The organism is Chamaesiphon minutus PCC 6605 (genome assembly GCF_000317145.1).
Taxonomy (GTDB): domain Bacteria; phylum Cyanobacteriota; class Cyanobacteriia; order Cyanobacteriales; family Chamaesiphonaceae; genus Chamaesiphon; species Chamaesiphon minutus.
The window spans coordinates 5,000,880-5,027,181 of sequence record NC_019697.1 but is presented as its reverse complement, the minus strand read 5'-3'; the positions used below and the strand labels follow the sequence as shown (position 1 = coordinate 5,027,181).

The window sequence follows — 26,302 nt, the reverse complement described above, 5'->3', positions numbered from 1 at the left end:
GACATTAATCATGCATAGTGGCTAATGCTTGGCGGACGATCGCTATATCTGGTAACGTTTCTTCACCTTGATAATTGGGCGATTTGATGCCGAGGGCATGGAGATCGGTATCGACCATTAGATGAACTAGTTCTGTAAATGTCACCGTCGGTTTCCAGCCGAGCTTTGTCTGGGCTTTGGTAGGATTGCCGATGAGTAATTCTACTTCTGCTGGACGCAGATAACGGGCATCAAATTCGACGTAGTTTTTCCAATCGAGATTGACGTAATCGAAAGCAATTGTCAGAAATTCATGGATCGCGTGAGTTTCACCCGTGGCAATTACATAATCATCGGGGGTTTCTTGTTGTAGCATCAGCCACATGGCAACTACATAATCTTTGGCGTAGCCCCAATCGCGTTTGGCTTCGAGATTGCCTAGAAAGAGTTTATCTTGCTGTTTGGCCATAATCCTGGCGATCGCGCGCGTAATTTTGCGAGTAACGAAGGTTTCGCCGCGCCGTGGGGATTCGTGATTGAATAAAATGCCGTTACAGCCGAAGATATTATAAGATTCGCGATAGTTGACGGTTTGCCAATGGGCGAACAGTTTGCCGCAAGCGTAGGGACTGCGAGGGTAGAAGGGTGTAGTTTCGGACTGGGGTACTTCTTGCACCAAGCCATACATTTCGGACGAACCAGCTTGATAGTAGCGGACTTGCAGCTTGGTGCGTTGCTCGTAATCACGAATAGCTTCGAGTAAGCGCAGTGCTCCCATCGCAACTGTATCGACGGTATATTCAGGTGCGTCGAAGCTGACTCGGACGTGAGATTGCGCGCCGAGATTGTATACTTCGTGAGGACAAGTGAGTTCTAAGAGGCGTCGCAGGGTTACACCATCGGCTAAGTCACCGTAGTGGAGAAAAAGTTTGGCTCCAGGGGTGTGCGGATCTTGATACAAGTGTTCGATGCGATCGGTATTAAAAGTCGATGTCCGCCGAATAATGCCATGAACTTCGTAGCCCTTGGCAAGCAGCAGTTCGGCTAAATACGATCCATCCTGTCCGGTAATCCCAGTTATTAATGCACGTTTTGTTTCTGTCATGTTTGGAAGCTATCAGTATCAGTTACATCGCTAGACTCTGAGTTTCCCCATCATAGATCCGAATTGCGATCTCTCACTACCAGTTTCTGAGTAGGTAATGTTCGTTATCTTAATATGCCCCATTATTTTTAGGTATTACCGTTAAGCGCACAGTTTTCAATACGATCCGCAGATCCAGCCAAAAATTACGCCGTTTGACATAGCTGACATCAATGCGAATCCGCTGGGCGTAGGGGATATCATTGCGCCCAGAAACCTGCCACAGTCCGGTTATTCCTGGCCTAATCGTTAAGATTCGATCGATATGCGTACCGTACCGTTCGATTTCTTCGGGTACCAATGGACGCGGCCCGACGATACTCATTTCGCCCTTAAGGACATTAATAAATTGCGGAAATTCATCTAAATTGGTCGTGCGGAGAAATTTACCAATTTTTGTAATGCGTGGGTCTTCTTTGAGCTTAAAATTTTCAGAAAATTCCTGACGCAGATCTTCGGATTGTGCCATCATTTCGTGGAGTAATCGATCGGCATTGGGGATCATCGTGCGGAATTTAATACATCCAAATCGGCGGTGATTTCTACCGACTCGTTCTTGGACGTAAAAGATCGAGCCTGATGAAGTACAAGCGATCGCGATCGCTAACACTAGATAAATTGGGGCGCATAATAACAGTACTAGTAGAGAGAAGATAATATCAAATAGCCGTTTGGTCAGATCGCTGTAATGATGAAATACTTGCTTTTGGGCTAAAGACTGAGCTGTTATATTCGATACAGACTTGCTAGTTGCGGTCATTTTATTCCTCAATTTCACGCGATCGCCAATACTCCCCAGATTGTACAGAACGAGATTACTCTGGTTCTATTTGTCACTCATATGTCTAAAGTTAGTTTAGATTTCACCATGTTTGAGTTTAGCCCTCGATTGCCACTGCTGAGTGGCTCGATCGACTAAGCGCAGATATCGCGAGCGAAATACCGAAGTAGCGAAGCCTTCAGCATGAGTCCGAATTCGCTCGGCTTGAAACTGTTGGCGATAAGTTTCAAATGTGGAGATCGCGGTGATCAGGGCTGTGGTAGTTTGAGCGGAAAAGAGAATGCCAGTACCCCGCTCTGGATAAGAGCGGATGTCCAAGACAGTTTCAGCCGCTCCACCAACTCCATACGCGATCGTTGGCGTACCACAAGCCTGTGCTTCTACCAATACGATACCAAAATCTTCGCAAGCTGCATAGACAAATGCTTTGGCGCGAGATAAATAGTCTTGGACGACAACGTCGGGCAGGGTGAACGCATCAAAATCGGGTGTAATTCGATCGATCAAAACTAGAATAGCTAACTCAATCGTACTTACTAACTAATTGCACTTATTACAATGCCAATTGAAACTAAAATCAAACATGAGATCCGATTAATTTAATTTAGTGTAGCAGAAAGCTCGACCAACTCATTAGTCAAGCCGAGATTAATTAGTGCAAATAAATTACAAAATAGCTTCTAAAAGTTCAGTTGAATATTCTTCGTCAAGTGTCGCCAAGAATCTCTTACTTCTAACACTTAACTTTCGACTTTTATTTTCACTAATTATGTTAACTGCTATATGTCGTAAAATCGCAAAATTAGCTGGAGCATTATCTTTCCTAATTCGACTATCATCTTCTTTAAAAGCAACATCAAGCACCCAGTGAAGAGAATTTTCTATCGACCAATGACTTCTAATTCCCTCTGCTAATTTTTGAGCATCGCTCTCTAGACTACTGATAAAATAACGAGTTTCTACACTCGTCTTTCCGCCGACAACTCGAACTGATTCTACCATGCCAATACTAGTTAACTTTTTCCATTTTTGCAGTGGATCTATTTGCTCCGCAACATCTGTTATCATTAAATAATTACGAATTTCTTCTCTACCTCTATTCATCTCTCTACTGTTGAAGCTACTCAGGTTGAGGTCTTTTCCCTGAGTTTCAATTGCTTGTTTAAATAGCTGCTTTACTTGTTTGTACAAGGTCGGTTGATTCTTTTTTACAGCAATTACATAATCTGCATCTTTTTCGACGATTTTTTTGACTATTTCTCTTTGACATCCCATTGCGTCGATGGTAACGATACATCCTGCTAAATCCAAGATTTGAATCAGTTCGGGAAGTGCTGTGATTTCATTAGATTTTCCTTCTACTTTCTTTTGACCTAATACTAATCTATTACTTGCAGCCCAGGCACTGACTGTATTAATTACACCTTGACCATTCTTTTCATCTCCTGAGTTTCGAGATTGTTTTCCATCAAAGGCAATTATTTCTCCTGCGGTTATTTTACTTATTCCTTTAATCCAACTCAGGAATGATTTATTAAATTCATCAGGATTAATTTGTGAAAATACTCTAGCAAATGTATCATGAGATGGGATTCCATTCGGTAGTTCTAGGAACTTTTCTAACCATTTTTTTCTGGCTATACCATACATTTCTATATCTATCCATCCGTCCGCCCCACATACTACAGCACAAATGGAGATCGTGATGATGTCGATTAGTTTATGTTTTTTTCCACGTTCAATCCTAATGTCTTCTATGTCGTCAAAGTGTTCTGCGATACTATGCTTAGGCTTCAGCTTCATTTTACATGATATTAGTTCCAAATCAACTTAACACAATTAATTAGCTAAAGCTATCGACGGGTATAGATTTCACATCTTTGATGAATCAAATTTACATCTAGTTTCTAAGTGTTTTTAATAATATAAGATTTAAGTGCGTTCACCCTGCAACGTCGGGTTGAGATCCTAAAATTGTGACGTTCGATCTGGCAATTTGTTGCAACTTTTGTAATTCATTTCCCGTACCGATGATGACTAAATTGCGCCCATTTTGATTGAAGGCTTCGACAATGAGGGCAACTTGTTTGTAACCAACTAGGCGGCACACCGTCAGATAAAAGTCGTCTTTGTCGGTAGTGCAGGTAAATCTGTCAATGTTGACTGGGGGGTAAATTACCTCGGCTTTGCGGCGATAACATCGCCAAATCCGGCTGGCGGTAAAGTATGAATTGGCAATAAAATGGTCTACACGATTGGCACTCAAGACGTCCCATTGGCGCAAGCGATGCAACAGATAGCGCGTTAATATGCCTGGAAGGCCGCGTCCGAGTCGGCTTTGATGTAAATAGTCAAAAGTCAGATCCCAGGCGTAGCGCATCGGCGTATGGCAGTAGCACAGGTGCAATTGCTGGGGAGTCGTAAGAATCCCTTTGGCGACGGCGTGGGACGAGGATAAAATTACATCATAGTGCCGTAAGTCTAATTGTTCGATCGCGATCGGCATCAATGGCAAATATTTCTGGACGCCACTTTTGACTCCAGGCAGATTTTGAAGGAAGGTTGTACCGATTTGCCGCTCGTAGAGATAACTAGCGGGATTTGTCGATTCAAAATCAATTAATGCGTACAGCTCGGCATCGAGACATTGCAAGATTTCGCGGACTACTAATTCAGAGCCGCCTGTTGCTTGGGGTGTTAACCATTCGTGTACGAGGGCATAGTTGAGATCTGCGCTGGGTTGGATGGGAAAGTCGGGCATGGGGATTGACTATGCACAGCCTGTCAGCTTAATTTTCTCCAATTTTAGGGCGTTGTGACACCAATTTAGCAGTTATTTAGTCGATCGCGTAGCGTCGGTTCTGCCGGATTAAGGCCGAAAAAAGTGGCTTTTTGGCATTTATGACAAATTGCAAGACAGGGTAATCGGCAGATAGGTAGATAGGTAGATAGGTACCGATAACCTCACCCTGTCAATCCTTTAATCCTTTAATCCCGATCGGTTATGATTGTAAGCCGACGATCTCGATCCATTGTTTGATGACGTAGGCACGATCGAAATCGACTTGATTGAGATAGTTTGCCTGGAGGTTATTTAAGATTCGCAGTAAGATTTGGCGATTGGTAACAGGTTGCAATAGTTCGGGCGGTAAAAAGGGAATATCTTGTTGGTAGATGTGGATTAGCTTTTGCCTACAGTCTTCAGCAAATAAGACTTCTCCAGCACTAAAAGCATCGACAAATATACCCGCATCTTTGAAATTAGGCCGAATCAGAAAATGCCCCGGCATTCCAATTCCTACCATTGGAAAATCAATTCTTTTAGCAATTTCTAAGTAAACAACAGCCAAAGTAATTGGAATTCCCGTCCGGCGATCGATTACGTCACTGAGCAAACTATTAGCTGGGTTGTAATAGTCAATTTCGTTACCATGAAAGTTAAGTTCTGTATATAAATAGTGGTTGATGGTCTGAATTACTTTGAGCGGATAATGAGTTGCTGGCAATTTTTTAGCTACTTCCGCAGCCATTTCGTCGAGAATATTTAGATATCGATCGATATCTAAGTCGGGATATTCGATTTGAGAAATATATAATGCAGCCTTGGTGAGGTTGATGTCTCGATCGGATCGATCTATTTCAACTGAGAACTGCTCTAGTGGATTATTCATGTCAGCAAGATTGAAAGTGTGAGGTGTGATGTTGAAAGTGAAATTAGACGCAGTAAAGTGACGGTATATTTTAATTTATAATTCGTCGCACCAAAACTACACATAAAACTCATCACTACTTATCGATCGCGCTGCTGATGACTATTGCCGCTTGGCACGCTATACGAACGCATATTTACCACCCAACGATCTAAATATCTAAGTCTTTGCCGGAGCCATATCGGTAAGCCTGTAATAGTTGCTGATAGTAATACTGTTGCGATGGTGAAAGTTTAGTTAATAATGGTGCGATGATTTTACTCAATGGATAAAGTCCAGTATACATACCTAAGTTGATATAATTAATCAGCCAATCGAGGAGTGTGGCAACTCCAACATGAGGCACGATCGGTAATACTGCTGGTAAACTAGAAATCGAAGTTTGCCCTAATGTTTTAGATAAAGCGGTAAACTGGACGACATCCTGAAGAAATGGGCGCAGCACATCGTCGCCGAGATCGTTCATCGATCGAAAGACAGCAGCTAAGAGGTTGTTAATTTGCTCCGGGTTAATTTGACTGTAGATCGGTACGCTCATCGCTCTTTGAAACATCCAAGTTACAGCAATATTTGGTTGATATGGTTGTAGTAATTGGAGATCTTTATTAGTTAATGCATCCGCCCGCACTGCCATTTCAATTCCATCAGTCAGTCGCGACAAATGACGAATCAGTGCGCCAAAGCCGCCAAAACTAACAGGAGATTGACTGCCACTACTATCACCAATTAATAATACCCGCGACCAAGGTGTTTGGAGCGGACTATCGCGATAGGATGGAAAGCAGCCAAATAGACACCGCAGAAAATTCAAATCGGCTAATTCGACCTGTTGATACGTGGGTAATAATTTTAGATATTCACTAAATAAAAATTCTATACTAAACCGATCGGGATGCGCATCCATATAAGTGAATAGATAGGTGGTGCGTCCATCGCGGGCGGGAAATGCCTCCCAAAAATATTGACACTGATTTTGAATGGGCGTAATTGTCGCAAACAGATCGCCTGTTTCATTACGCGTGAAGCCAGTCGCGCAACTACCCACTACCAGACAAATTCCCTCTGGTTTTGCCCCCGCTCTAGCTTGTGCGGCTAATGGGGAAAAATGTCCCATGGCATCGATAAACAACTTACTTGTCAATCTCGCCGTTGGGGTATTAATTTCTACCCCATTTGGGTGAATTGTAACCCGATCGCAAGCGGTAAATTCTAATAGTCTCCCACCACCTTCTAAAAATTTGGCCTTGAGAGTTGCGAGTAAATATACCGGATCTACACCGATATTTAAAACATCTCGCACCCAAATATCGGGCGTATTCGGAAAAGCGATCCGTCCTGGATTATACTCTGTGGCGATCGCGAGTGCTAATTCAGCCTCAGATAGCAGTTCCATCTCTAGCAGCACCGCCAATTCGGCGCGCGAGATATTCCACTCCTGCACTCTCCCTTTCAACTCTCCGCGCTCGATGACGACTACCTGAATTCCTCGCTGTTGGAGAGCAGCCGCCAAGATAATTCCCAGCGTACCACCCGCGATCGCGATCTCCACATCGATGGTTTTTAAAAATTCATCGCTGGAAACGACCATTTCTCGTGGCGAAATCTGTCCCTGACGCAAATTTTGCCACAGTTTATCGACGCGCTCTAAATTTGCAAAAGTATCGGTAGGAAATTTGGCAGCCATGTCAGCAGCGATCGGCATAGAATTAGGGAAAGAGAATTACTTACTATGGTAAATCCTATGCACGCAGAATCTCAGGGACGACTGTTGATGAAGATCCTCATCGGTGTGGCTTGGCTCGATGGGAAAATCCAACCGGAAGAACGTCAATATCTCTCGAAAGTCGCCCACGATCGTCATTTAGATCTAGAGCCTGAGATCGAATCATTATTGACGGGAGCAAGCAAAGTTACCCCCGCAGAATGCGAGCAGTGGATTGGCGAGTATCTGGGAGATCGATCGATTTATGATGATGATGCTCTAATTGAGGCAATTAGCGGTTTAATTTATAGCGACGGCGATGTGGCTGTAGCCGAAGCCAATCTATTAACCAACATTCAATCGACACCATCTTCAGCACCAGACACAACACAACCATTAACTGCCAAAATTCAGCAGCTCTATCACAACTGGGTGCAGAAACTTCGTTAGGCTTTAGGCTTTAGGCTTTAAGCTTTAGGCGGGGAGCGGGGATAGGGAAGAGAAGGAGAGAGAATTGTTATATTGCCCATTACCCATTACCTATTACCCATTACCCATTACCCATTACCCATCCACCCCTCTTCCCCTCTTCCTCCAGAATGAACAGCGCATTATCCAGCCGCAATATCTTATCGCAAGTGCGAGATATTTTCTTTAGCGAAACTTGTCAATATATTCTCAAACGCTCGCTTCAAGCAATCCTAACTCTGTTTCTGGCTTCAATTTTATGCTTTGCCATCATTCAGTTATCGCCTGGTAATTTCCTCGATACCCTCAAACAAAACCCAAAAATCACACCCCAACGGATTGAAGAGCTGACACAACAGTTTGGATTGAGCGATAAAAAAGATTTTCCAACTTTAGTCGGTCAATATGTGAGATGGTTGACCCGATCGATGCGGGGAGATTTAGGATTGAGTATGCTGTACTTTCAACCTGTGACGGTATTGATCGGACAGCGGATTAGAGCGACGCTCGAACTGGCGATAGCGTCGATTATTTTAACGTGGGCGATTGCCATTCCGCTGGGGATTATTGGCGCGGTAAATCAAAATAAATTTATCGATAAATTCTTACGCGTCCTTAGTTATACCGCTCAAGGATTTCCGAGTTTTGTAACTGCTTTATCGTTATTAATTGTCGCCCAAATTTGTTCGCCTCTGTTGCCTGTCGGTGGTAGAACCAGTATCAATCATCAAGAATTATCCGCGATCGGGCAATTGTTCGATATATTATGGCACATGATTTTACCGACGATCGCGCTAACGATTACTGGTTTTGCAGGTTTACAACGGATTACGCGCGGAGAATTACTCGATGTCTTGCGTCAAGACTATATTCAAACCGCTAGAGCTAAAGGATTGTCCGAAAATCGGGTGATTTACGTCCACGCACTGCGTAATGCAATCAATCCGTTAGTGACGCTGCTAGGGTTTGAATTTGCCAGTCTGTTGAGCGGTGCTTTTATTGCGGAGTTTTTCTTTAATTGGCCGGGACTTGGTAAACTAATTTTGGCAGCGGTAACGGCTAAAGATCTGTATTTGGTAATGGGTAGTCTGATGATTGGGGCGATTATGTTAATTATCGGTAACCTATTTGCAGATTTGCTGCTTAAATTTGTCGATCCGCGCATTAGATTGGCCGATCTTAAATGATTTCGGGCGTGGCTGTTGGCAAAGAAGCACTATTGCAAGCGTAAGGGATCAGTCAATTGAACTCGATCTAGCAACATGAGGTTACAAATTGAGTCGATCGATCGATGATAACACCTGTAATAATGACTCAGCTATCAGATGTGGATGATAATTGGCTCCTGGTGGTTCGAGAGTTCCATATTCAGCCATAGCTCGTTTGAACCAAATTGTCTGCATTCCGAGTTGACGCGCGCCCAAAAAATCTTTGCGGGGATTGTCGCCGATATAGACGCTAAATTCGGGTAATATATTAAGCTGCTCCAAGACTAATTTAAAGGGAGCCGTGCTCGGTTTCCAATTTTCTCGCCCCAGACTATCGGAGAATACCACCGCATCAAAAAAAGCATCCAACCCCAACGCCGTCCATTTGCGTTGTTGTACGGCTAAATAACCATCGCTGACTAAGCCAATTTGATAAGAACCAGCCAACGTTTTCAATATTTCGACGATCTCTGGAAACGGTTCGATCTTGGGGATGTGTTGGCGATAGACATCGAGTAAAGTGGGAACGAGATCCGATCGATCTATTGCGTGCAGCGTCAGCCAACGATCGAAAGTATTATTCCTAACTCCTTCAAAATATAAATTGGCTAGCGTCGCATATCCCTTGACTGCTTCAATTCCTAAATTTATCGCCGCCCAATCAGCTACTGCCTGAAAACCACTCAAGACATAATCTCGTTCTGAATATAGCGTGTCATCGAGATCGAAGATGATGGCTTGGAGCTTAGTCATAAATTATTACGAGGCAATCTGACTACCTTTGACAAAGATCGCGTCATCATAGCGTAACATCGCTAAGCCGTCTTCCCACTCATCGATACCGACTTTGGGATTATCGCCCACGCATAGCTGCATCAACCAACTGGGAAAGTCTGCACCAGCTCGATAAGACAAGGGATAACCGCCGCCAAACCGAGGGTTGATTTCGATAAATACGATCTCGCCATCTGGCTGCAAAAAGCACTGGACTGTAATACAACCGATCGCACCTGGTAAAGCTTCAACCACTTTTTTGGCGGCGGCAATCAAACGCGGATTTTTGATAGTGATGCCCTTACTAATTTCTCCCGCTCTAGTTTCGATTCTCAGGCGCGGGACGATCGAAATGACATTGCCGTTGAAGTCAAGTAATACATCAATTGTATATTCTTCACCGACAATTGCTTCTTGAATTATCGCATCCTGGACATAGTTAGTGAAAAAGTTTAGCTCCGAGCGATTCTTTACATAATACACTCCGACGCTAGAACTGCCAGTATCTGGCTTGACTATCAAAGGAAAATCTCGATCGGTTACTTCGCCGAGTTCGTAGATTTTAGGTGTTTTCACCCCTGCTTGTTTGAAAAAGCTCCCTGTTTGCTTCTTGCTATAACAAATCTCGTTGGCCTTTGCCGATGAAATCAACAATCGGGTTCCCCGTTCGTTAAATTTTTGCTTGTGAAGCGATAGCAAATGTAATTCGGTGTCAATTAATGGGATCAACAGATCGATCTGATGTAAATTACATATTTCGAGCACCCGTTCGATATAATCCGGCGCATCTATACGCGGTACTAGCTCTGCTACATCTGCCAAAAATGAGGCTGGAGCTGTCTTTTTGAGATCGGCAGTGACGATTTTGCCTGGAATGTTCGATCTGTACATCGACTGGCGAAATGCTTTTAGTAGCTCAACTCTGCGGCCTACACTTGTCAGTAAAATATTCATGAATATTGCTGGTTTCAATAAATTTTAGCTTGGATGTATATGCTTCATTGAAATTTCAGTTGACGATATTCTCAATTGATGATTTGAATTGACCTTGGCCAAGCGATTTCTGTTCCCAGTTTACACGCTCGGTAACATTTACGCATGTATAAATTGCAATATTTTCCGCTTTCAAACTACTAATAGTAGCTAATAGGTACTTTATTTTCTAACACAATTATCCAATCGCTGGAAATAGTAGCGATTCCAGTATTTAACAACATGTTAACTAATATTATCATTATCTAAATCTATCGATCGACCGATCCGGTAGTTGTACGCACTATCCACGATTGCACTGATAATGATGCGCAATTAGCGTTGATATCTCATTCCTGGTAATTGTGTAACTAAACCGAGTAACTCTAGCTGAATAAGCATACTCGAAACACTCGCAACAGGCAGTTGTGACTTCAAGACAATCTCATCAAAATTAGTCGGGTCGCTACTAACATGCGACCAAACTGGCTGGAGATCTCCTGGTACATTCGGTGCGGCGGAAGTTGCAGTAGTATCGTGCGAACCTGTCGCGCTCGGACGATCGAAAGATAATTGGAGTTGTTCGGTGGTGCCGAGCTGAGGGATGGTCGCAAGTAATTCTAGCAACGGATCGAGGCCGAGAATGGGCTGTGCGCCGCGACTGAGTAGCTCCAGGCACCCAATGGCCTTTGGGTTGTCGATCGAGCCAGGAAGGACGTAGACATCGCGTCCGAAATCATTGGCTTGGTGGGCGGTAATTAAGGCCCCAGATCGCGTTGGAGCCTCAATCACGATCGTCACGCGACTCAATCCGGCAATAATCCGATTGCGGGCGGGAAAATGACCGCGATCGGGTGGTGTATTGGCGGTATACTCGCTGACAATTAAACCCTCGCGTTCGATTTGGGCGGCGAGAGCTTGGTTGCGCGACGGGTAGACGATATCGAGTCCAGTGCCGACGACGGCAATCGTCCGTCCGCCAGCTTCCAAACAGGCAGTATGTGCTTCGGTATCGATGCCCTGTGCCAATCCAGAGACGATCGTAAATCCTTTACTCGCTAGCAGCGCGCTAATTTTTCGCGCCCAGCGTTTGCCATAATCGGACGGATCGCGAGTACCAACGATGCCGACAGTCGGTACTTCACCGCGATTTTCTGCTAGCGATACTTGCCCCCGATAGTATAAAACACTCGGTGCGGATGGAATTTCGCCCAGTAAACGCGGATAATCGGGATCGATTCGCGTCCACCAATGGGGATTGGCGATCGCATGTTTGGTGAATAACTGGTCGGGATCGATGCGATCGCGTGCTGCAACGATCTTATTCACTGATTGTTCGCCCACGCCATCGAGTGCGAGCAAGGCATCGGCATCAACACGCCAAGCAGTTTCTAGATTGCCAAACTGCTGGCGAATTCGCTCTAATAAAATTGGCCCGACTCCAGCAACTAGCGACCAAGCCAACCAATAAATACGTTCTCGTGACATGTCATCTCATCCCCGCGCGTTCGGTTTATTATGCCCATAATTCGGTGGCGATTTTTGGCCCGAAAAAATATCGATAAAACTGCTAATAATTCTCAATAAGTGATTTCGAGTGAGCGTAAATTCGGCATTTATAGATCTACACAAATCGACTGACCGATCGATATGATAAGGAACGATCGGGTCGCTTGACAGTTATACTAATCTCGATCGCTAAAGAGTCCGAATCTTTCATTCCTACGAGCCATCCCAACTCTGCCCTTTCGCGATCGGCTGGAGAAGTACACCATGGGAGATTGGCAACATTAGGAACGATCGCCAACCTGCGCGGAAATTGCCGCCTCAATTGCTAGATGTTGTTTAGGTGAAATCTTGACCGAACCTACTTACCTCGAACCAGATCGCTACGATCTATCATCACCATTAATTGGCTTCGATTCGCCGCTTGAGAGCAGTCAAACACAGCCATTCGAGATCTCTCCACCAGACTCAACCGCGACAAATCAGCTCATTTTTCGATCGCTGACGCAGATTCTCAGTCCGCTGGGTGTCAAATTTAAGTTTTCGATCCAAAGTCTGGTGCCGATGTCAGCAGCGGCATCTAGCGATAGTCAAGAGCACACCATTTTACAGTCGCCAGATCTGTGCTTCCAAGCTCTAGAATATCGACTATTAATAGTATGTTTCTCCCCAACTAGTTTGGACTCCCAACTCATTGCCGAGCCACTAGCGAGGGCACTGCGCGGCATCGAGCTTCAAGGTTTCCAAGAGGCAATCATTCAATATTCGCGATTTTCGGCTCTCCAGTCCGCACCTACGAGTACTCAACTTGCCGACTGGCGACTGAGAGTCGATCTGACACCACCTGCCACTAAACTCAGCCGTTGGGCGCGCTGGGGCGACGTACAAGCAATAACCCAGTTACTTAATGTCGCGCTCGCATCAGCAGACATCCAAATTAGTACCGTCCTCAAAAATCTCACCTTACAGATTTTTTGTACCCTCAAACACGAGCGCGATGGCAAATTTCCTGCTAAAAAAATCGTGCTGGATGCAATCGCGCCGTTACTCATTTCACTGACTCCGCAAGGGATTCAAGGTGCGACAATTTATGGTGTCCAATTGCAGCCGGAACTTGGCGGGCAAATTGAATCGCCACCAGTCTGGATCCATTGGCTCGATTTACCTGCTTTAGGCGATCCGAAATTTTCGCTGACACCGATAATATTAGCCAGTCGCGGCGACGAAGATGCCCTAACTTTTATTTTGGAACGATTGCTCAATCCCGATTTAGAAAGGTTTTTGGATATCGGTGGTGTTAGTTTATCCCTGCTGCATCGCCATCATCTGCTCCACGTTATGAGCGAAGCTCCCATCTGCCCGATTCAGAGTCAAGTAGCAACCACTGTCGTTAAAGTATTGCAGCAATTGGCATTGCCGGGAATTAAAGGGGTCCGCGTTCACGGACGGATTTCAGGATACTCAATTTCGCAATGGACTTATGGGGTAGATTTCAATCTATTACCATTAGAATTGCCGCCAGTAGTACTCGAACGTCAATTCATCCCCACGCCATTACTGCCGAAAGTCGGTTTATCAGAAAGAATTAGTAAATATTTGGTAAAAACGGGGATCTGGAAACCACAGCTTACCATCGACAGCACCAGTCAACTAGCTTATCAACCACGCTTCCAGTGGCAACCATCGCTATTGTTATTTATAGCTGGCTTAGGATGCACGATTGCCAGTAATATGGCGATCGAATCTGTCATGAAAAGCCGCCAGATTGTGGCAGATGCGGTAGTGGCTAGCCCTCAACTATCATTTAATAACCCGCTACTCGAACAAAAACTCGCTCAATATCAATTACGCTGCTTGCAACATGGCGTACCCGATGTCTTGATCGTCGGTAGTTCGCGGGCAATGCGCGGCATCGATCCGCAAGTATTGCGTCGTAGCTTCTTTACCAATCGTCCCAATCTCCAGATTTATAACTTTGGTATTAATGGCGCAACCGCACAAGTCGTCGATACAATTTTGCGTCAATTATTGACACCCCAACAGTTACCAAAATTAGTAATCTGGGCAGATGGAGCCAGAGCATTTAATAGCGGGCGCACCGATCGCACTTATGAAACGATCGCCACATCCGATCGCTATCGCCAATTGGCGCGGATGTTAGGTTTTAAAAATAATACTTCCACACTTTTTCAAGCACAATCGGCTTTTCAAACTACTTATCAAGCGATCGATACGGCCATCGATCGCCGCTTGGCATCTGTTTCTTTGGCATACAATCGGCGCGATACTCTCAAAAATTGGCTGCGTGCTACAGTCCCAGAGATCGAACAGCTTACCGATCGAGACGCTCTCAATGATGTCGATCTGGCGACGATGATTAACGAGCGAGATATCGATTTTGACGGCTTTTTACCGCTCGATTTGCAATTCGACCCAGATACCTATTATCAGAAATATACCAAAGTAACTGGCGACAACGATGGTGATTATCTCAACTTTCAATTGCACGGAAATCAGGATCGAGCCTTGCACCAAACGATTGAGTTATTAGCAGCATCCAAAGTGCCCTTAGTATTTGTAAATATGCCATTATCAGATCTCTATCTAGATAAAGTTCGCCGTCAGTACGAAACTAGTTTTCAACAATATATGCAACAATTGATGGCCGATGGCAAACTTACGTTTATCGATATGGCCGATTTCTCGAGCAAAAAATACGCTCGCTTTTCCGACCCCAGCCATCTCAATAAATTTGGCGCGATCGAAGTCAGTAAGCATTTAGCCACAGCTAAAGGAATTAAATGGTAGAGGGTAGAGCACAGAAGATAGAGGGCAGAAGGTAGAGCAAAAAAGAAAGTAGGATGGGCAATACCTAACATCGATGTTTCCGTAAGTACGAAAGTAGGGCGATCTGTGCTCCCCATCTAGATTTCATGAATAATCTATTTACAAATAATTGTATCTATCTACTTAATAAGAGAGCGACGTGAGTATTTCAACTTTTAAGTATTACCGCACATGAAATTTATATCCTCTAACTATGCTATCTTCTTATCGATAACTTTGTTTTGTTATTGGGGGATAGCGAGGACCCAAAATCAGAAATTGTGGGTAATCGTAATTTCTAGTATCTTCTTTTATATTTCTTTCTTGCAAATTCAATATTTTCCAGTCATTTTAACGATGATATTGGTAAATTACTGGATCGGGAAAATTTTGTTAGACAGTCAAATTATTGAGTACAAAGACATTCAAAGCTGGCTCGATGAAGACTACTTTCAGCGGTGGCTGCCGAGAGGAAAAAAGCAGCGACGACAATTATTGATAGTTGGTATATCATTCAATATTCTATTACTAATTGCCGCAAAATATATCCCATTTTTATTGACGCTCGCGGCTCCAATAAATCCATTAGAGCTTCAACCGCTAGCAATGTGGATGAAAATAAATTTTTTACCACCACTAGGAATTTCCTTTCTGAGTTTTGAATCTGCGGCATATCTGATCGATGTGTATAAAGGTAGTCCAGCGACAGGAAATTTACTAAAATATGCTGCCTACAAATCATTTTTTCCTAAATTAGTATCGGGGCCGATTACTCACTACCATCAATTTGCACCCCAACTCAATAATTTACAATTTCCGTCAATCGAACGGTTAGCTGAAGCAGGATGGCTGATTGCGAGCGGTGCGCTTAAAAAGACCTTAATTGCGGATAATTTAGCAGTAATCGTCAGATTAATTTTCGATCCCAATACAATCGATCGAGCGGGTAGTATCGATTTGTGGCTGGCAATTTTTGCTTACGGTTTACAGATCTATCTAGATTTTAGCGGCTATGTAGATATCGTCATGGGGACGTCTATTTTATTTGGAATTAATCTCCCCACTAACTTTAACTTTCCCTATATGAGCGTCAGTATTGCTGATTTCTGGCGACGGTGGCATATCAGTTTGGGAAATTGGTTGCGCGACTATATTTATATTCCCTTGGGTGGTTCGTACTTAGGGCTATTCCGCACTTGCCTAAATCTGTTTACACTGATGTTAATTTCGGGGATTTGGCATGGTGCTGACTGGGGATATATCGTGTGGGGAGTCATCCACGGTATCGCGTTAGTCGTCCATCGCCTGACGCACGCCCTTTCACAAAGAATCGATGCACTTACCAAATTTTGGAGCAGTTGGTTGGGACATTTATCCGGTTGGTTGTTGACTCAATTATTAGTGTTTGTAACTTGGATTTGGTTTAGATTGCCAAATACCCAACAGTCCAATCTCGTATTTGCTCGTTTATGGGGTCATCCGCGCGACGCTCAGTTTGTTAATAAAATTTATGTCGAAAATCTACATTTGGCAGATAGTCAGGTTTTGTTAATTTTAGTAGGAATTACGACTGCTATACTCGTCACTTATGGATTCGATCGATCGTTAAAAGTAAGTCTAAATTGGCCTGTAAAGTTATTTTTAATTCCGCTATGTTTATATGTTGTATGGTTATTATCGCCAACCGAGAGCTTAGGATTTATTTATTTTGATTTTTAAGCTTTTATCGATCGTGAACTCACACCCAGCGCAGCAAGTCTTGATAAATCGGATTCGAGCGGCGGCTTATGTCTCTCATCCTCAAAATACAATTATCAATTATTATTAAGAGAACCTCGATCGCTTGCCGAAGTCAGCGGATCTAAAATTTGATTCAATACCCGCAATTGATCTGCCGTACCCATACAAATCAACATATCGTCACCCATAATTATTGTCTCTCCGGTAGGGCCGACAATCAGCGTACCATTCTGCCGTCTGACTGCCAATACCAACGAACCAGATTGAGAGCGCAATCTCGCCTCACGGAGCGATAAACCAGCTACCGGACAAGTTTGGGCATCGATTAAAAATTCTTCCATATAAAACGAGCGATCGCTATCCACAATCCCATCCATAAAATCCATCACCTGGGGGCGTAGAGCCGCAGCAGCCATTCGTCTGGCACCAGTAATATATGGAGAGATTACTTTATCTGCACCTGCTCGCTGGAGCTTCAGCACGGCTTCTTCGTTGCTCGCTCTGGCAATGGCACGAATGTTGGGATTAAGAGTTTTGGCAGATAGGATGATATAGAGATTTTCGGCATCAGAAGGCAGAGCCGCCACCAGACAAGTCGCTTGTCGAACTCGCATCTTCAGTAGTGTTTCATCTAGAGTCGCATCTGCTTGAATCGCATTGTACCCCTCTGACTGCGCTATTCTGACTTGTTCGCTGTTAGCATCAACAATAACAAATTTTGTCCCTTCTGCGGCAAATTCGGTGGCAATTTGCCGCCCGATTCTGCCAAAACCACAGATGATAAAATGTTCTACTAAAGAATCCACGAATTTTCGTTGTTGCTTGAGTATTCTACCTTCGATAAAATAGCCTTCGACGATCGCTTCGGTAAACCGATTGACGATATAACCGATAGTCAACACTCCTGCCAAAATTAGGACAATGGTGAAGATCCGCCCCCGAGATCCCAGTGGATTAGTCTCGCCATATCCTACTGTCGTGAGGGTAATGGTGGTCATATAGACTGCATCTAGCCAGTGCCAGCCTTCAATGAGACTATACCAAAGCGTACCAGCAATAAATACTAATGCTAGGGCGAAAACACCTATTTGTAGCTCGGTTCTGATGCGACGATACTTTTGTTCGGCAGAATCCATTCAGGAGGGGACGGGGGATGGGGGGACGCTTGCTTCCTATATCAACTATCAACTATTAACTATCAACTATCAACTAAAGATGGGTATTACTGACTTCATCTAGCCCAGCAATACCCATATTATCTATCCCCTCTCATCCATCACTCACTGGCGATCGAGGTTACAATCCAGGAATATTTAATCCGCTGGTGAGTTGTTCCATCCGTTCGCGCATGGTAGCGGTGGATTTGTCATAAGCATCCATCATGGCATCTAGAACTAGTTGCGAGAGTTCTTCTGGGCTTTTGGCAGCAGCATCGGCACCGATATTCACTCTGCGTGGTTCTTGGTTCCCGCTCAAAGTCACAGTCACATCGCCTGCTTGTCCTTCAATTTCCATTTGCTCCAATTCCTCTTGGAGCTTTTTCGCGTCTTCTTGTACTTGTTGGGCTTTTTTAAATGCATCGGCAAGCTCTTTCATCTTACCAAGACCGAAGCCACCAAATCCTTGTCCTTTAGTCATAATCTTTAATCTTTAGTCCATCTAAACAATATCCCATCTTACTGGAGTCAGGGAGTTCGGGGGTGAGGGTATCCGTCAGTTTCTAAATTAGGGGTTAGGCTTTAGGCTTTAGGTAAAGAAATTTCTCATACAGCCTAGCCTACTTTACTCATTTTACCCAAATCCAGGTTAGCGATCGCGATAATTAGGTGGGTGCAAATGTTTATTAAATAAATAATGGCTAAAACCTAGCTGGTGGGCAATGCCCACCCTAATAAAACCTAAAGCCTAAAGCCTAAAATTCTCCCAACATTTTAACTTCTGGTTCCAGTTCGATCCCGTGTCGGGCGTTGACTTGGCGTTGAACGTAATAAATTAGTGCGCGGATATCGCTGGCTGTGGCATCTTTGCGATTGATAATAAAGTTAGCGTGCAGCCTGGATACTTCGGCATCGCCGATACGGTATCCTTTTAATCCTAAGTCTTCAATTAAAGCTGCGGCATACAGGGGGCTGGGATTGCGGAAAACACTACCACAGCTCGGACGATCGTATGGTTGCTTGCTATGACGTTTTTCGAGATCGCGGAAAGTGCGCGCTTTGACTTCTTCGGGATCTCCGGCTGCTTGGAGTTGGAATTTTGCACTTAAGACGATTCTAGAGTCACATTGAAGACTGGAAGTGCGATAGCTGTAATTTAAGTCGGCTGCGCTCAATGTAGAGATCGTGCCATCGAGGTTGAGTACTTCAGCACTGACTAAAATCTCTTGGGTACTGTGCCCATGTGCGCCAGCATTCATTACCACGGCACCGCCGACAGTGCCTGGAATCCCGGCTGCCCACTCCATGCCACCCCACCCCCTGCGTGCAGCTTGCCAAGAGAGGCTAGCGACCATTTTACCCGCATCTGCGACGATCGTTTGCGTCTCGCTGTCGAGCTGAGTATTCACATGCCGCAGATGGCGAGTGCAAATGACTAAACCCTGCAAACCGCGATCGCTAATTAGTAAATTAGATCCGGCTCCAATAATTGTAATCGCCAACTCCTTTTGTTTAGCCCAAGCCAACCCCTGCTGTGTCTCCTCTACCGTGCGAGGTTCGAGATACCATTGAGCTAATCCACCGACTTTCCAAGTTGTTAAACCCTTGAGAGATACATCCGCTCGAATTATCGAGCAACTAGTTGGAATTTCTAAATCATCATCAGTATTGGTAGCGATTTCCACTGACTGCTGAGCTTGCGTATTGACAATGGGCAATTTTTTGGCACTGATGCTGCTCGAAAGATCTTTGGAAAGTGTCATGGTGGAAAAGTAAGGTAGGTGGTTGAAATCGGGGGTTAGTCTCAAGCGCAGCAGTCTCAAACGTTAGAATTCAGAGCGAGCGAGTTGTTAGAACCATAAGCTACATTTACAATTGCATAATTGCTAAGTTTGCAGATAAATTAACACTGATAATACACTAAATCTCTAAGATAGAGCGATAGTGGTAAGATGTGCGTCCCGCGCCTTAGCCTGGTAAAAATCTACGATCCCAGGGATAATTTGGTTGAGATTCCCCGCACCTAGGAACAAGCAAATGTCACCCTGCTGGAGATTCTGCGTGAGAAATTGCGATACAGCTTCGAGATTTGGTTGATAGCAAACCCGATCGTGATAACGACCGATTTCGGTAACTACTTTCTCGCCACTAATGGCTCCAGTATTTTCCTCTCCCGCACTATAAATATCGGTAATCACAACTACATCTGCATCTTTAAAAGATTGGGCAAACTCTGCTAAAAATTCTAAGGTACGGCTGTAGCGATGCGGTTGGAAGATTGCTACCACTCGACGCTCGGCACCAACGCGCAGTCGCGCGGCATTGAGTGTGACGAGGATCTCACTGGGATGGTGAGCGTAGTCATCGATAAAGGTAATATCATTCTGGTATCCTTTAAGTTCAAAACGTCGTTTGGCCCCATTAAAAGTAGCCAACCCAGACGCGATCGATTCAAAATCTAAACCAATCTTCCGACCGACGGCGATCGTCGCTAGTGCATTACTCAAGTTATGGTTGCCTAAAACCCCTAACTTTAGAGTGCCCAATAATTTGTCATATTCATATATTTGGGCAGAAGTTCCGGCAGAATGATACTGAATATTGTCGGCAGTATAATCCGCTACCCGCCCTGGTTCGCTGCTATAAGAAATCATCGGCTTGATTCGATCGCGCACAATTTGGCAATCTACCGAGCCGATGACGATCTGGCATTGGTTACTGAATTTGGTGAAGGTCTCGATCGTCTGCTCTAAACTCTTATAATGGTCGGTATGATCCAGCTCGATATTGGTAATTACACCAATCTTGGGATGATGTTTGACCAAAGAGCCGTCAGACTCATCGACCTCAGCGACAAAATATTCACTCTTTCCGATTCTGGCATTGCCATCCCAAGCCGTAACCTCACCACCGACGACGATTGTCGGATCGACACCAGCCGCGACGAGGAGATAGCCAATCATGCTGCTGGTAGTTGTTTTGCCATGAGTACCCGCGACTCCAATACTCGAATATTCACCGATCAATGCTGCTAATACATCCGATCGATGAAAGATCGGACATCCGCGTTCGAGTGCGGCATTAAGTTCGCCATTTGACTTGCCAATCGCCGTCGAACAAACGATCTGCGGCGTTTGTCCCGATGGATGGCGATCGAAAAATTCTAAATTACTAGCTTCCTGAGTTAAAAAAATGTGCGCCCCTTCTGCTGCCAACTTCTGAGTGATGTTAGTCGATCGCAGATCCGAACCCGAAACAGGCAGTCCACGTCTGGCTAGAACGTATGCCAGTCCTGACATGCCAATCCCCCCAATCCCGATAAAATGAACCGGACGACCGCTAAGATCGATAGAATTACCCATAATATTTCCTCACCAGCCCGATCGAGCGGGTCGTAGCAACAGGCGTTATCATATACCAATACATTGTTTATTTCCGATCTAAATTCCTTAGCGCAACCGCTCGAACCTAGAACCTGTATAATCTCGTCCGCCGAGAAAGACCGAAACCGATCCCGACCGAACACCTTCGATCTCCAAAGACTTCCACCAGTTAAGTTCTGCCGATCTCCGTTGTTTTAACAGATTGTGGAATGAGTTGAGCCTACCAATGTACTGGTATAAATTAATGCTCGTATCCAGTATTTAGCAGGAGAAGATCGATTTCGATCGAATGGAACTAACTATACCAAATTTCACAAAATAGTCCATATCTTTAGATAAAGTTATATTTTTTTGGTACTAAAAATCTAGGTGTAACTAGAAATATTCAGATTAGGGTACTCGATCCACTCGCGCTGGTCGATGTAAAATATAAGTATGAGCGAGAAAGAAAAATCAGACAGTATCAAAATTGTTGCCGACAATCGGCAAGCCCGGTTTCTGTACGAAATCCTCGAAACCTACGAAGCGGGGATCGAATTACTAGGGACAGAGGTAAAATCTATTCGTGCGGGTAAAGCAAACCTGCGGGATGGCTATGGCTTGTTGCGCCAGGGACAAATCTGGCTGTTAAATGCCCACGTTTCGCCCCACAATACAACGGGCGCATATTTCAATCACGAACCCACACGCACCCGCAGACTGCTGATGCACAAAGCCGAAATCCGCAAGCTAATCGGCAAAGTCGAGCAACAGGGTTTAACTCTAGTCCCGTTGAAGATGTATTTCAAGCGGGGCAAGGTGAAGGTAACGATGGCATTAGTTCGCGGTAAGAAGCTCCACGACAAGCGCGACGATCTCAAGAAGAGAGACGATAAACGCGATATGGATCGAGCAATGAAACGGGGTTAACGGGATATCGATCGCGCCATACAATGCGGTCGCTCTAAAATTTGAGGTAGGGGTAATTCATGAATTACCCCTACCTCAAATTTTCGGGCGACCTTAAGATTACAACTACTGGCTCACAAATTCCACATAGGTATGATTTTCGCCTGCTAATTCTGATTCGACGATCGCAGCAATTATCTCCCAATCGCCTTTAGCCAAACCCGCACCAATTTTTGGGTACCCAATTCGTTTACCTGCAAATTTTTGTTTGACCGATCGAAACACCGATCTAATCGCATCATAATCGGCTAAAACTCCCTCTCCTTGCCAATGAAATTGGGTATAACCATTGACGATCGTAAAATTAAACCCATCTCTATCGATATCTACAGAAGTAAAAGTGCCTAACTTATTGCGATCGCCAATTTCTGTCTGACAATCTGCGGCGTAGGCTTCAGGAAACTGCTGTTTGATGGTTAAAGCAATTCCCCTCCCCATTCGACATTGACAATTGCAGCCATGAATGATGACATCAAAGATGCCTGCTTTGGCTAATTCAATCAGATCGCCGCGTATGATGTTCATAAGTTTTTAGAGATCGATCTCATTGACATAATGACGTTCAGATCGTCATGAGGATCTTTTGGTAGCAACAGGATTCTAAGTTCGCGTTCGTATTCTAAGCTCTTTTGCTGAAGACTCAAAACTTCAATATTTGCCAGGTCGTAAAGTTCGCGATCGATTTCCGAGTCTCGAAAAACTTGTTCTATTTCGATCGAATCTAATTGAATTTTCTGCCAATTCCTAAACTTATTTACAGTTTCTTCAAGATTGGTAATAGATTGATGTGTTCGTAGCAGATCTTCATAACTGAGATCGATCGGCGACTGGAGTCTGGCTATAAGTTCGTCATAATTTTGCTCGATCGATCTCAATTTTTGTAGTGAATGTGGATCTAGCATATTTAATAATGCGATCGATATACCATTGTTAGCTTCGTTTGAGAACCGCCCTCAAATGAATTTGCGGATGCAATCACGCGGAGGTTCCCTCCGCATGTGTTGCACCAAGCAGGGGCTAATAGCTCAAGTCCACTGAAGTGGACTGAAAGATTTCCGTCAGTCCACTTCAGTGGACTTTTGCTATTAGCCCGAACTTATAGTTCAGGGCGGTGCCTGAACGGAGCAAATATCCTTCATTAGCCACCTGTCGAGGCTGCTAACTCGGCTAAACGCTCCTGTTGATCCTGCGAAATACAACTTTGGATGACATTTTCCAGATCGCCAGATAACACCTGCTCCAGACCGAAATTTTGGCCTAAGCGATGATCCGTGGCGCGGTTGTCCTTATAGTTGTAAGTACGGATTTTTTCCGATCGAGAACCCGTTCCAACTTGAGAGCGACGAAGGGATGTTACTTCTTCTTGCTGCTCGCGCAGTTTGATATCGTACAACTTCGCCCGTAAGATTTGCATCGCGCGTTCTTTATTCTGCCGTTGGGAACGTTCTTCGGTACAGAAGATCCGAATTCCCGTCGGTTTGTGGAATAAATCCGCCGCCGTTTCCACCTTGTTGACGTTTTGTCCGCCAGCACCACCCGATCGAGCGGTACTCATTTCGATATCTTTAGGATCGATGTAGATCTCGACTTCATCGACTTCGGGCATAATTGCCACCGTTGCGGTGGATGTGTGTACGCGTCCGCCAGATTCGGTTAGCGGTACCCGCTGGACGCGATGGACACCAGCTTCAAACTTGAGTTGACTGTATACCTGTTCGCCTTGGATTTCGAGGACGGCTTCTTTAAAACCGCCCATTTCTGCCAATGTTTCGCTGACTAGCTTAACTTTCCAGTGTTGGGTTTCCGCATAGCGGGAATACATCCGCACCAAGTCTCCCGCCCAAATTCCCGCTTCGTCGCCACCAGTACCAGCGCGAATTTCTAACATGATATTTTTATCATCGTTAGGATCTTTTGGTAATAGTAAAACTTTGAGTTTGCGTTCGAGTTCGTCGCTTTTAGCTTCGAGTTCTCCTGCTTCTATAGATGCCATTTCTTGAAGTTCGAGATCGTTGCCCGACTCTTTGACAATTTGTCTGGCTCCGATTAAATCTTCTTGAGTTTGTTTCCATAAATCGAAGGTTTCGACCACTTCTTCGAGTGCGGCGCGAGCTTTACCGATCCGTTGCATTTCACTGGCATCTCTGGCAATATCTGGATCGCCGAGTTTGCGGGTGAGTTCGTGAAATGTTTGTTCGACGGATTTGAGTTTATCGAGTAAATATGATTCTGCCATGAGTCTAGGGGGTAGAAAATAGAGGGTAGGGTGTGTTATCACGCAAACGTAACGCACCAAAGAGAATTTAAAGGATGTAGGTTGAGTTGAGCCTTGCGAAACCCAACATTATGGTTAGCATCGATAGTTAAGTCGCTAGAAGTGATAGAAATGATAAAGAATAAATAATCGCATATGAGTTAATAATAGTAGTTAAATAATTTACAGTATTGAAGCTAGAGTGGACATTATGTCTGGATGGTAAATCGATCGGGATGAATGCCATGATTGACCCAAACGATCGCCTCTTCCGCACTAGTCATATCTGGCGGCACCCTCAGCATATGAACGTGTCCGGTTGACGGACAAGTCATCTTCAATAATGCGATCGGTTCTTTACCCACGGGTTTCGGAGGCCATGTTAATCCTATTCGTTCAAAAACTGGCTGAGAATTTTCTATCTTCAATAAGATATATTCTCGCCAAGTATCAATTTTTGTTGCGTTGAGTACTTCGCAGATTTTTTCATAGCCGAATAGATCGATGATCCTGCGTCTGATTTCAGCATTGTTTTCATCTAACAACCATTCTGGCTGCCATTCACTCAACTTAGTCCAATAGCGACGTGGTAGATCTGTTTCAAGGAAGTTAACACGACTTAAATTTGGTAATTGATTCAAAATAGATAAATCCGTCAGAGAATTTAATCCAAATCGTATAGACTTTAGGCATTTCAAGCCACATAAACTATCTGGCAAGTATTGTAGGTGTTGAGCAGATATAGATAAGTCACCAGAGCTTAACCAAGAAGAAAAATATATTCTTGCTTCACCATACCTCAAATTCCATTTATCTTTCGGATCTACAATTGGGTGTACGGATGGTGGGTAGATACCTGCACCCCAAGAGAAATGTTTTAATTTCGGCAATTTACTTAAATAGGATAAAAAGCCATCTATTGTCTCTTGCACGAATACATGAGCAGCATCCTTATCTATATAAATACAACGCGAACCATAACTGCTATGAATTACATTTGTGAAACTATCTAAATCTGACAAGATAAAGTCTAAATATTGATTTCCAGCATCAATTCGAGTAGTGTCTATTTTTCTATATATCTTAAATTCTGATTGTAAACCGCAATTGAAAATACTTAGCTTGGGAATATGTTTTAGATTAGATATATCATTTAAAGGGTTATCACGTAAATATATTTTCTTGAGTCTGGGTAGACAAAAAAGGATATCTGGTATGCGATCGAACTGATTATTACCGAGTTTTAATTTTGTTAAGTTGATAAGATTGGCGAAGCTGTCTGGTAGAGAATGTAGAAAACCACCATTCAAAGCCAACTTTGTCAAATTAGTCAGATTGCCGATGCTTTCTGGTAAGGTTTTTAGTTTATGACCGTCTAGATATAGTGCGGTTAAATTAGTAAGATTGCCAACGCTCTCTGGCAAGCCATTAAGACGATCGCCATTCAAATCCAGTCTAGTTAAATTGACAAGATTGCCGATACTTTCGGGTAGATTTGTTAGCTTATGACCGTTGAGGTAGAGTTCGGTTAAATTAGTCAGATTGCCGATGCTCTCTGGCAAGCTGGTGAGACGATTACCATTGAGATTGAGCTTGGTTAAATGGGTGAGATTGCCAATATTTTCTGGCAGAGTTTCGAGTTTATAGCCGCGCAGATCTAGCACCGTAGAATTCGGTGTCATCCTCTCGATTAGTCGTGCTAATTCTGCTGTTGTCGCGCTCATCTGACTACATCTCTATTTTGAGTCTG

Annotated in this window: 23 protein-coding genes and 1 pseudogene; 5 read left to right on the top strand and 19 right to left on the bottom strand. The window is 44.1% G+C overall.

All coding sequences use genetic code 11. The annotated features are described in order from the left end of the window. Positions 1–4: 4 nt before the first annotated feature. From gmd to CHA6605_RS22905, 7 genes and pseudogenes are all read right to left on the bottom strand, one after another. A complete protein-coding gene (gene gmd / locus CHA6605_RS22935; RefSeq protein WP_015161763.1) occupies positions 5–1,084 on the bottom strand; it encodes a GDP-mannose 4,6-dehydratase in 1,080 nt (359 codons plus the stop codon). 109 nt (positions 1,085–1,193) lie between these two features. Continuing rightward, positions 1,194–1,883 (bottom strand): undecaprenyl-phosphate galactose phosphotransferase family protein, encoded by a 690-nt coding sequence (locus CHA6605_RS22930; RefSeq protein ID WP_015161762.1) that lies wholly within the window; start codon positions 1,881–1,883, stop codon positions 1,194–1,196. Between the two features lie 96 nt (positions 1,884–1,979). Then, positions 1,980–2,411 carry a glycosyltransferase gene (locus tag CHA6605_RS22925; protein WP_041548401.1) on the bottom strand — a complete coding sequence of 144 codons (432 nt, stop codon included), beginning with the start codon at positions 2,409–2,411 and terminating at the stop codon, positions 1,980–1,982. A 159-nt stretch (positions 2,412–2,570) separates the two neighbouring features. After that, positions 2,571–3,707, bottom strand: a complete 1,137-nt coding sequence (locus tag CHA6605_RS22920; protein ID WP_015157748.1) for an ISAs1 family transposase — start codon at positions 3,705–3,707, stop codon at positions 2,571–2,573. Positions 3,708–3,858: 151 nt separating this feature from the next. Then, a pseudogene (locus CHA6605_RS22915) lies at positions 3,859–4,665 on the bottom strand (glycosyltransferase); the annotation flags it as partial. A 241-nt stretch (positions 4,666–4,906) separates the two neighbouring features. Beyond that, positions 4,907–5,575 (bottom strand): SirB1 family protein, encoded by a 669-nt coding sequence (locus CHA6605_RS22910; protein ID WP_015161761.1) that lies wholly within the window; start codon positions 5,573–5,575, stop codon positions 4,907–4,909. Between the two features lie 190 nt (positions 5,576–5,765). Continuing rightward, entirely contained in the window at positions 5,766–7,316 is a 1,551-nt protein-coding gene (locus tag CHA6605_RS22905; RefSeq protein WP_015161760.1) for an FAD-dependent oxidoreductase, read from the bottom strand. A gap of 39 nt (positions 7,317–7,355) precedes the next feature. On the opposite strand from CHA6605_RS22905, the gene CHA6605_RS22900 reads away from it, so the two are divergent. Then, positions 7,356–7,766 carry a tellurite resistance TerB family protein gene (locus CHA6605_RS22900; protein WP_015161759.1) on the top strand — a complete coding sequence of 137 codons (411 nt, stop codon included), beginning with the start codon at positions 7,356–7,358 and terminating at the stop codon, positions 7,764–7,766. Between the two features lie 149 nt (positions 7,767–7,915). Beyond that, on the top strand, positions 7,916–8,971 hold the full coding sequence (locus CHA6605_RS22895; protein WP_015161758.1) for an ABC transporter permease: 1,056 nt from the start codon (positions 7,916–7,918) through the stop codon (positions 8,969–8,971). A gap of 81 nt (positions 8,972–9,052) precedes the next feature. On the opposite strand, the gene CHA6605_RS22890 is transcribed toward CHA6605_RS22895, so the two are convergent. The 4 genes from CHA6605_RS22890 to CHA6605_RS22875 form a co-directional block, all read right to left on the bottom strand. Further along, entirely contained in the window at positions 9,053–9,745 is a 693-nt protein-coding gene (locus CHA6605_RS22890; RefSeq protein WP_015161757.1) for an HAD family hydrolase, read from the bottom strand. A gap of 6 nt (positions 9,746–9,751) precedes the next feature. Then, positions 9,752–10,720 (bottom strand): ATP-grasp domain-containing protein, encoded by a 969-nt coding sequence (locus CHA6605_RS22885; protein WP_015161756.1) that lies wholly within the window; start codon positions 10,718–10,720, stop codon positions 9,752–9,754. Between the two features lie 354 nt (positions 10,721–11,074). Then, positions 11,075–12,226, bottom strand: a complete 1,152-nt coding sequence (gene dprA, locus CHA6605_RS22880) for a DNA-processing protein DprA (protein ID WP_015161755.1) — start codon at positions 12,224–12,226, stop codon at positions 11,075–11,077. Positions 12,227–12,362: 136 nt separating this feature from the next. Continuing rightward, positions 12,363–12,569, bottom strand: coding sequence for a hypothetical protein (locus CHA6605_RS22875; protein ID WP_157260078.1), 207 nt, complete (start codon positions 12,567–12,569; stop codon positions 12,363–12,365). 26 nt (positions 12,570–12,595) lie between these two features. Between CHA6605_RS22875 and CHA6605_RS31995 the strand changes: the two genes are divergently transcribed. Then, positions 12,596–15,052, top strand: a complete 2,457-nt coding sequence (locus CHA6605_RS31995; protein ID WP_015161754.1) for a DUF1574 family protein — start codon at positions 12,596–12,598, stop codon at positions 15,050–15,052. A 210-nt stretch (positions 15,053–15,262) separates the two neighbouring features. Then, a complete protein-coding gene (locus CHA6605_RS22865; RefSeq protein ID WP_015161753.1) occupies positions 15,263–16,789 on the top strand; it encodes an MBOAT family O-acyltransferase in 1,527 nt (508 codons plus the stop codon). A gap of 95 nt (positions 16,790–16,884) precedes the next feature. Here CHA6605_RS22865 and CHA6605_RS22860 read toward each other — a convergent pair whose 3' ends face one another. From CHA6605_RS22860 to murC, 4 genes are all read right to left on the bottom strand, one after another. Further along, a complete protein-coding gene (locus CHA6605_RS22860; RefSeq protein ID WP_015161752.1) occupies positions 16,885–17,946 on the bottom strand; it encodes a potassium channel family protein in 1,062 nt (353 codons plus the stop codon). Positions 17,947–18,106: 160 nt separating this feature from the next. Next, entirely contained in the window at positions 18,107–18,448 is a 342-nt protein-coding gene (locus CHA6605_RS22855; RefSeq protein WP_015161751.1) for a YbaB/EbfC family nucleoid-associated protein, read from the bottom strand. A 274-nt stretch (positions 18,449–18,722) separates the two neighbouring features. Continuing rightward, positions 18,723–19,730, bottom strand: a complete 1,008-nt coding sequence (gene murB / locus CHA6605_RS22850) for a UDP-N-acetylmuramate dehydrogenase (protein WP_015161750.1) — start codon at positions 19,728–19,730, stop codon at positions 18,723–18,725. 165 nt (positions 19,731–19,895) lie between these two features. Continuing rightward, the gene (gene murC, locus CHA6605_RS22845) at positions 19,896–21,329 is read right to left on the bottom strand and encodes a UDP-N-acetylmuramate--L-alanine ligase (protein ID WP_015161749.1); all 1,434 of its coding nucleotides are present in this window, start codon (positions 21,327–21,329) and stop codon (positions 19,896–19,898) included. Positions 21,330–21,785: 456 nt separating this feature from the next. Here murC and smpB point away from each other — a divergent pair, with 456 nt between their 5' ends. Then, positions 21,786–22,259: an SsrA-binding protein SmpB gene (gene smpB / locus CHA6605_RS22840; RefSeq protein WP_015161748.1), complete on the top strand. Its 474-nt coding sequence runs from the start codon at positions 21,786–21,788 to the stop codon at positions 22,257–22,259. Between the two features lie 105 nt (positions 22,260–22,364). On the opposite strand, the gene CHA6605_RS22835 is transcribed toward smpB, so the two are convergent. The 4 genes from CHA6605_RS22835 to CHA6605_RS31990 form a co-directional block, all read right to left on the bottom strand. Continuing rightward, positions 22,365–22,823 (bottom strand): macro domain-containing protein, encoded by a 459-nt coding sequence (locus CHA6605_RS22835; RefSeq protein WP_015161747.1) that lies wholly within the window; start codon positions 22,821–22,823, stop codon positions 22,365–22,367. Continuing rightward, entirely contained in the window at positions 22,820–23,200 is a 381-nt protein-coding gene (locus tag CHA6605_RS22830; protein ID WP_015161746.1) for a PCRF domain-containing protein, read from the bottom strand. Before CHA6605_RS22830 ends, CHA6605_RS22835 begins: the two co-directional genes overlap by 4 nt. 236 nt (positions 23,201–23,436) lie before the next feature. Next, a complete protein-coding gene (gene prfA, locus CHA6605_RS22825; RefSeq protein ID WP_015161745.1) occupies positions 23,437–24,534 on the bottom strand; it encodes a peptide chain release factor 1 in 1,098 nt (365 codons plus the stop codon). A 227-nt stretch (positions 24,535–24,761) separates the two neighbouring features. After that, positions 24,762–26,276 (bottom strand): leucine-rich repeat domain-containing protein, encoded by a 1,515-nt coding sequence (locus CHA6605_RS31990; protein ID WP_015161744.1) that lies wholly within the window; start codon positions 26,274–26,276, stop codon positions 24,762–24,764. Positions 26,277–26,302 lie beyond the last annotated feature (26 nt).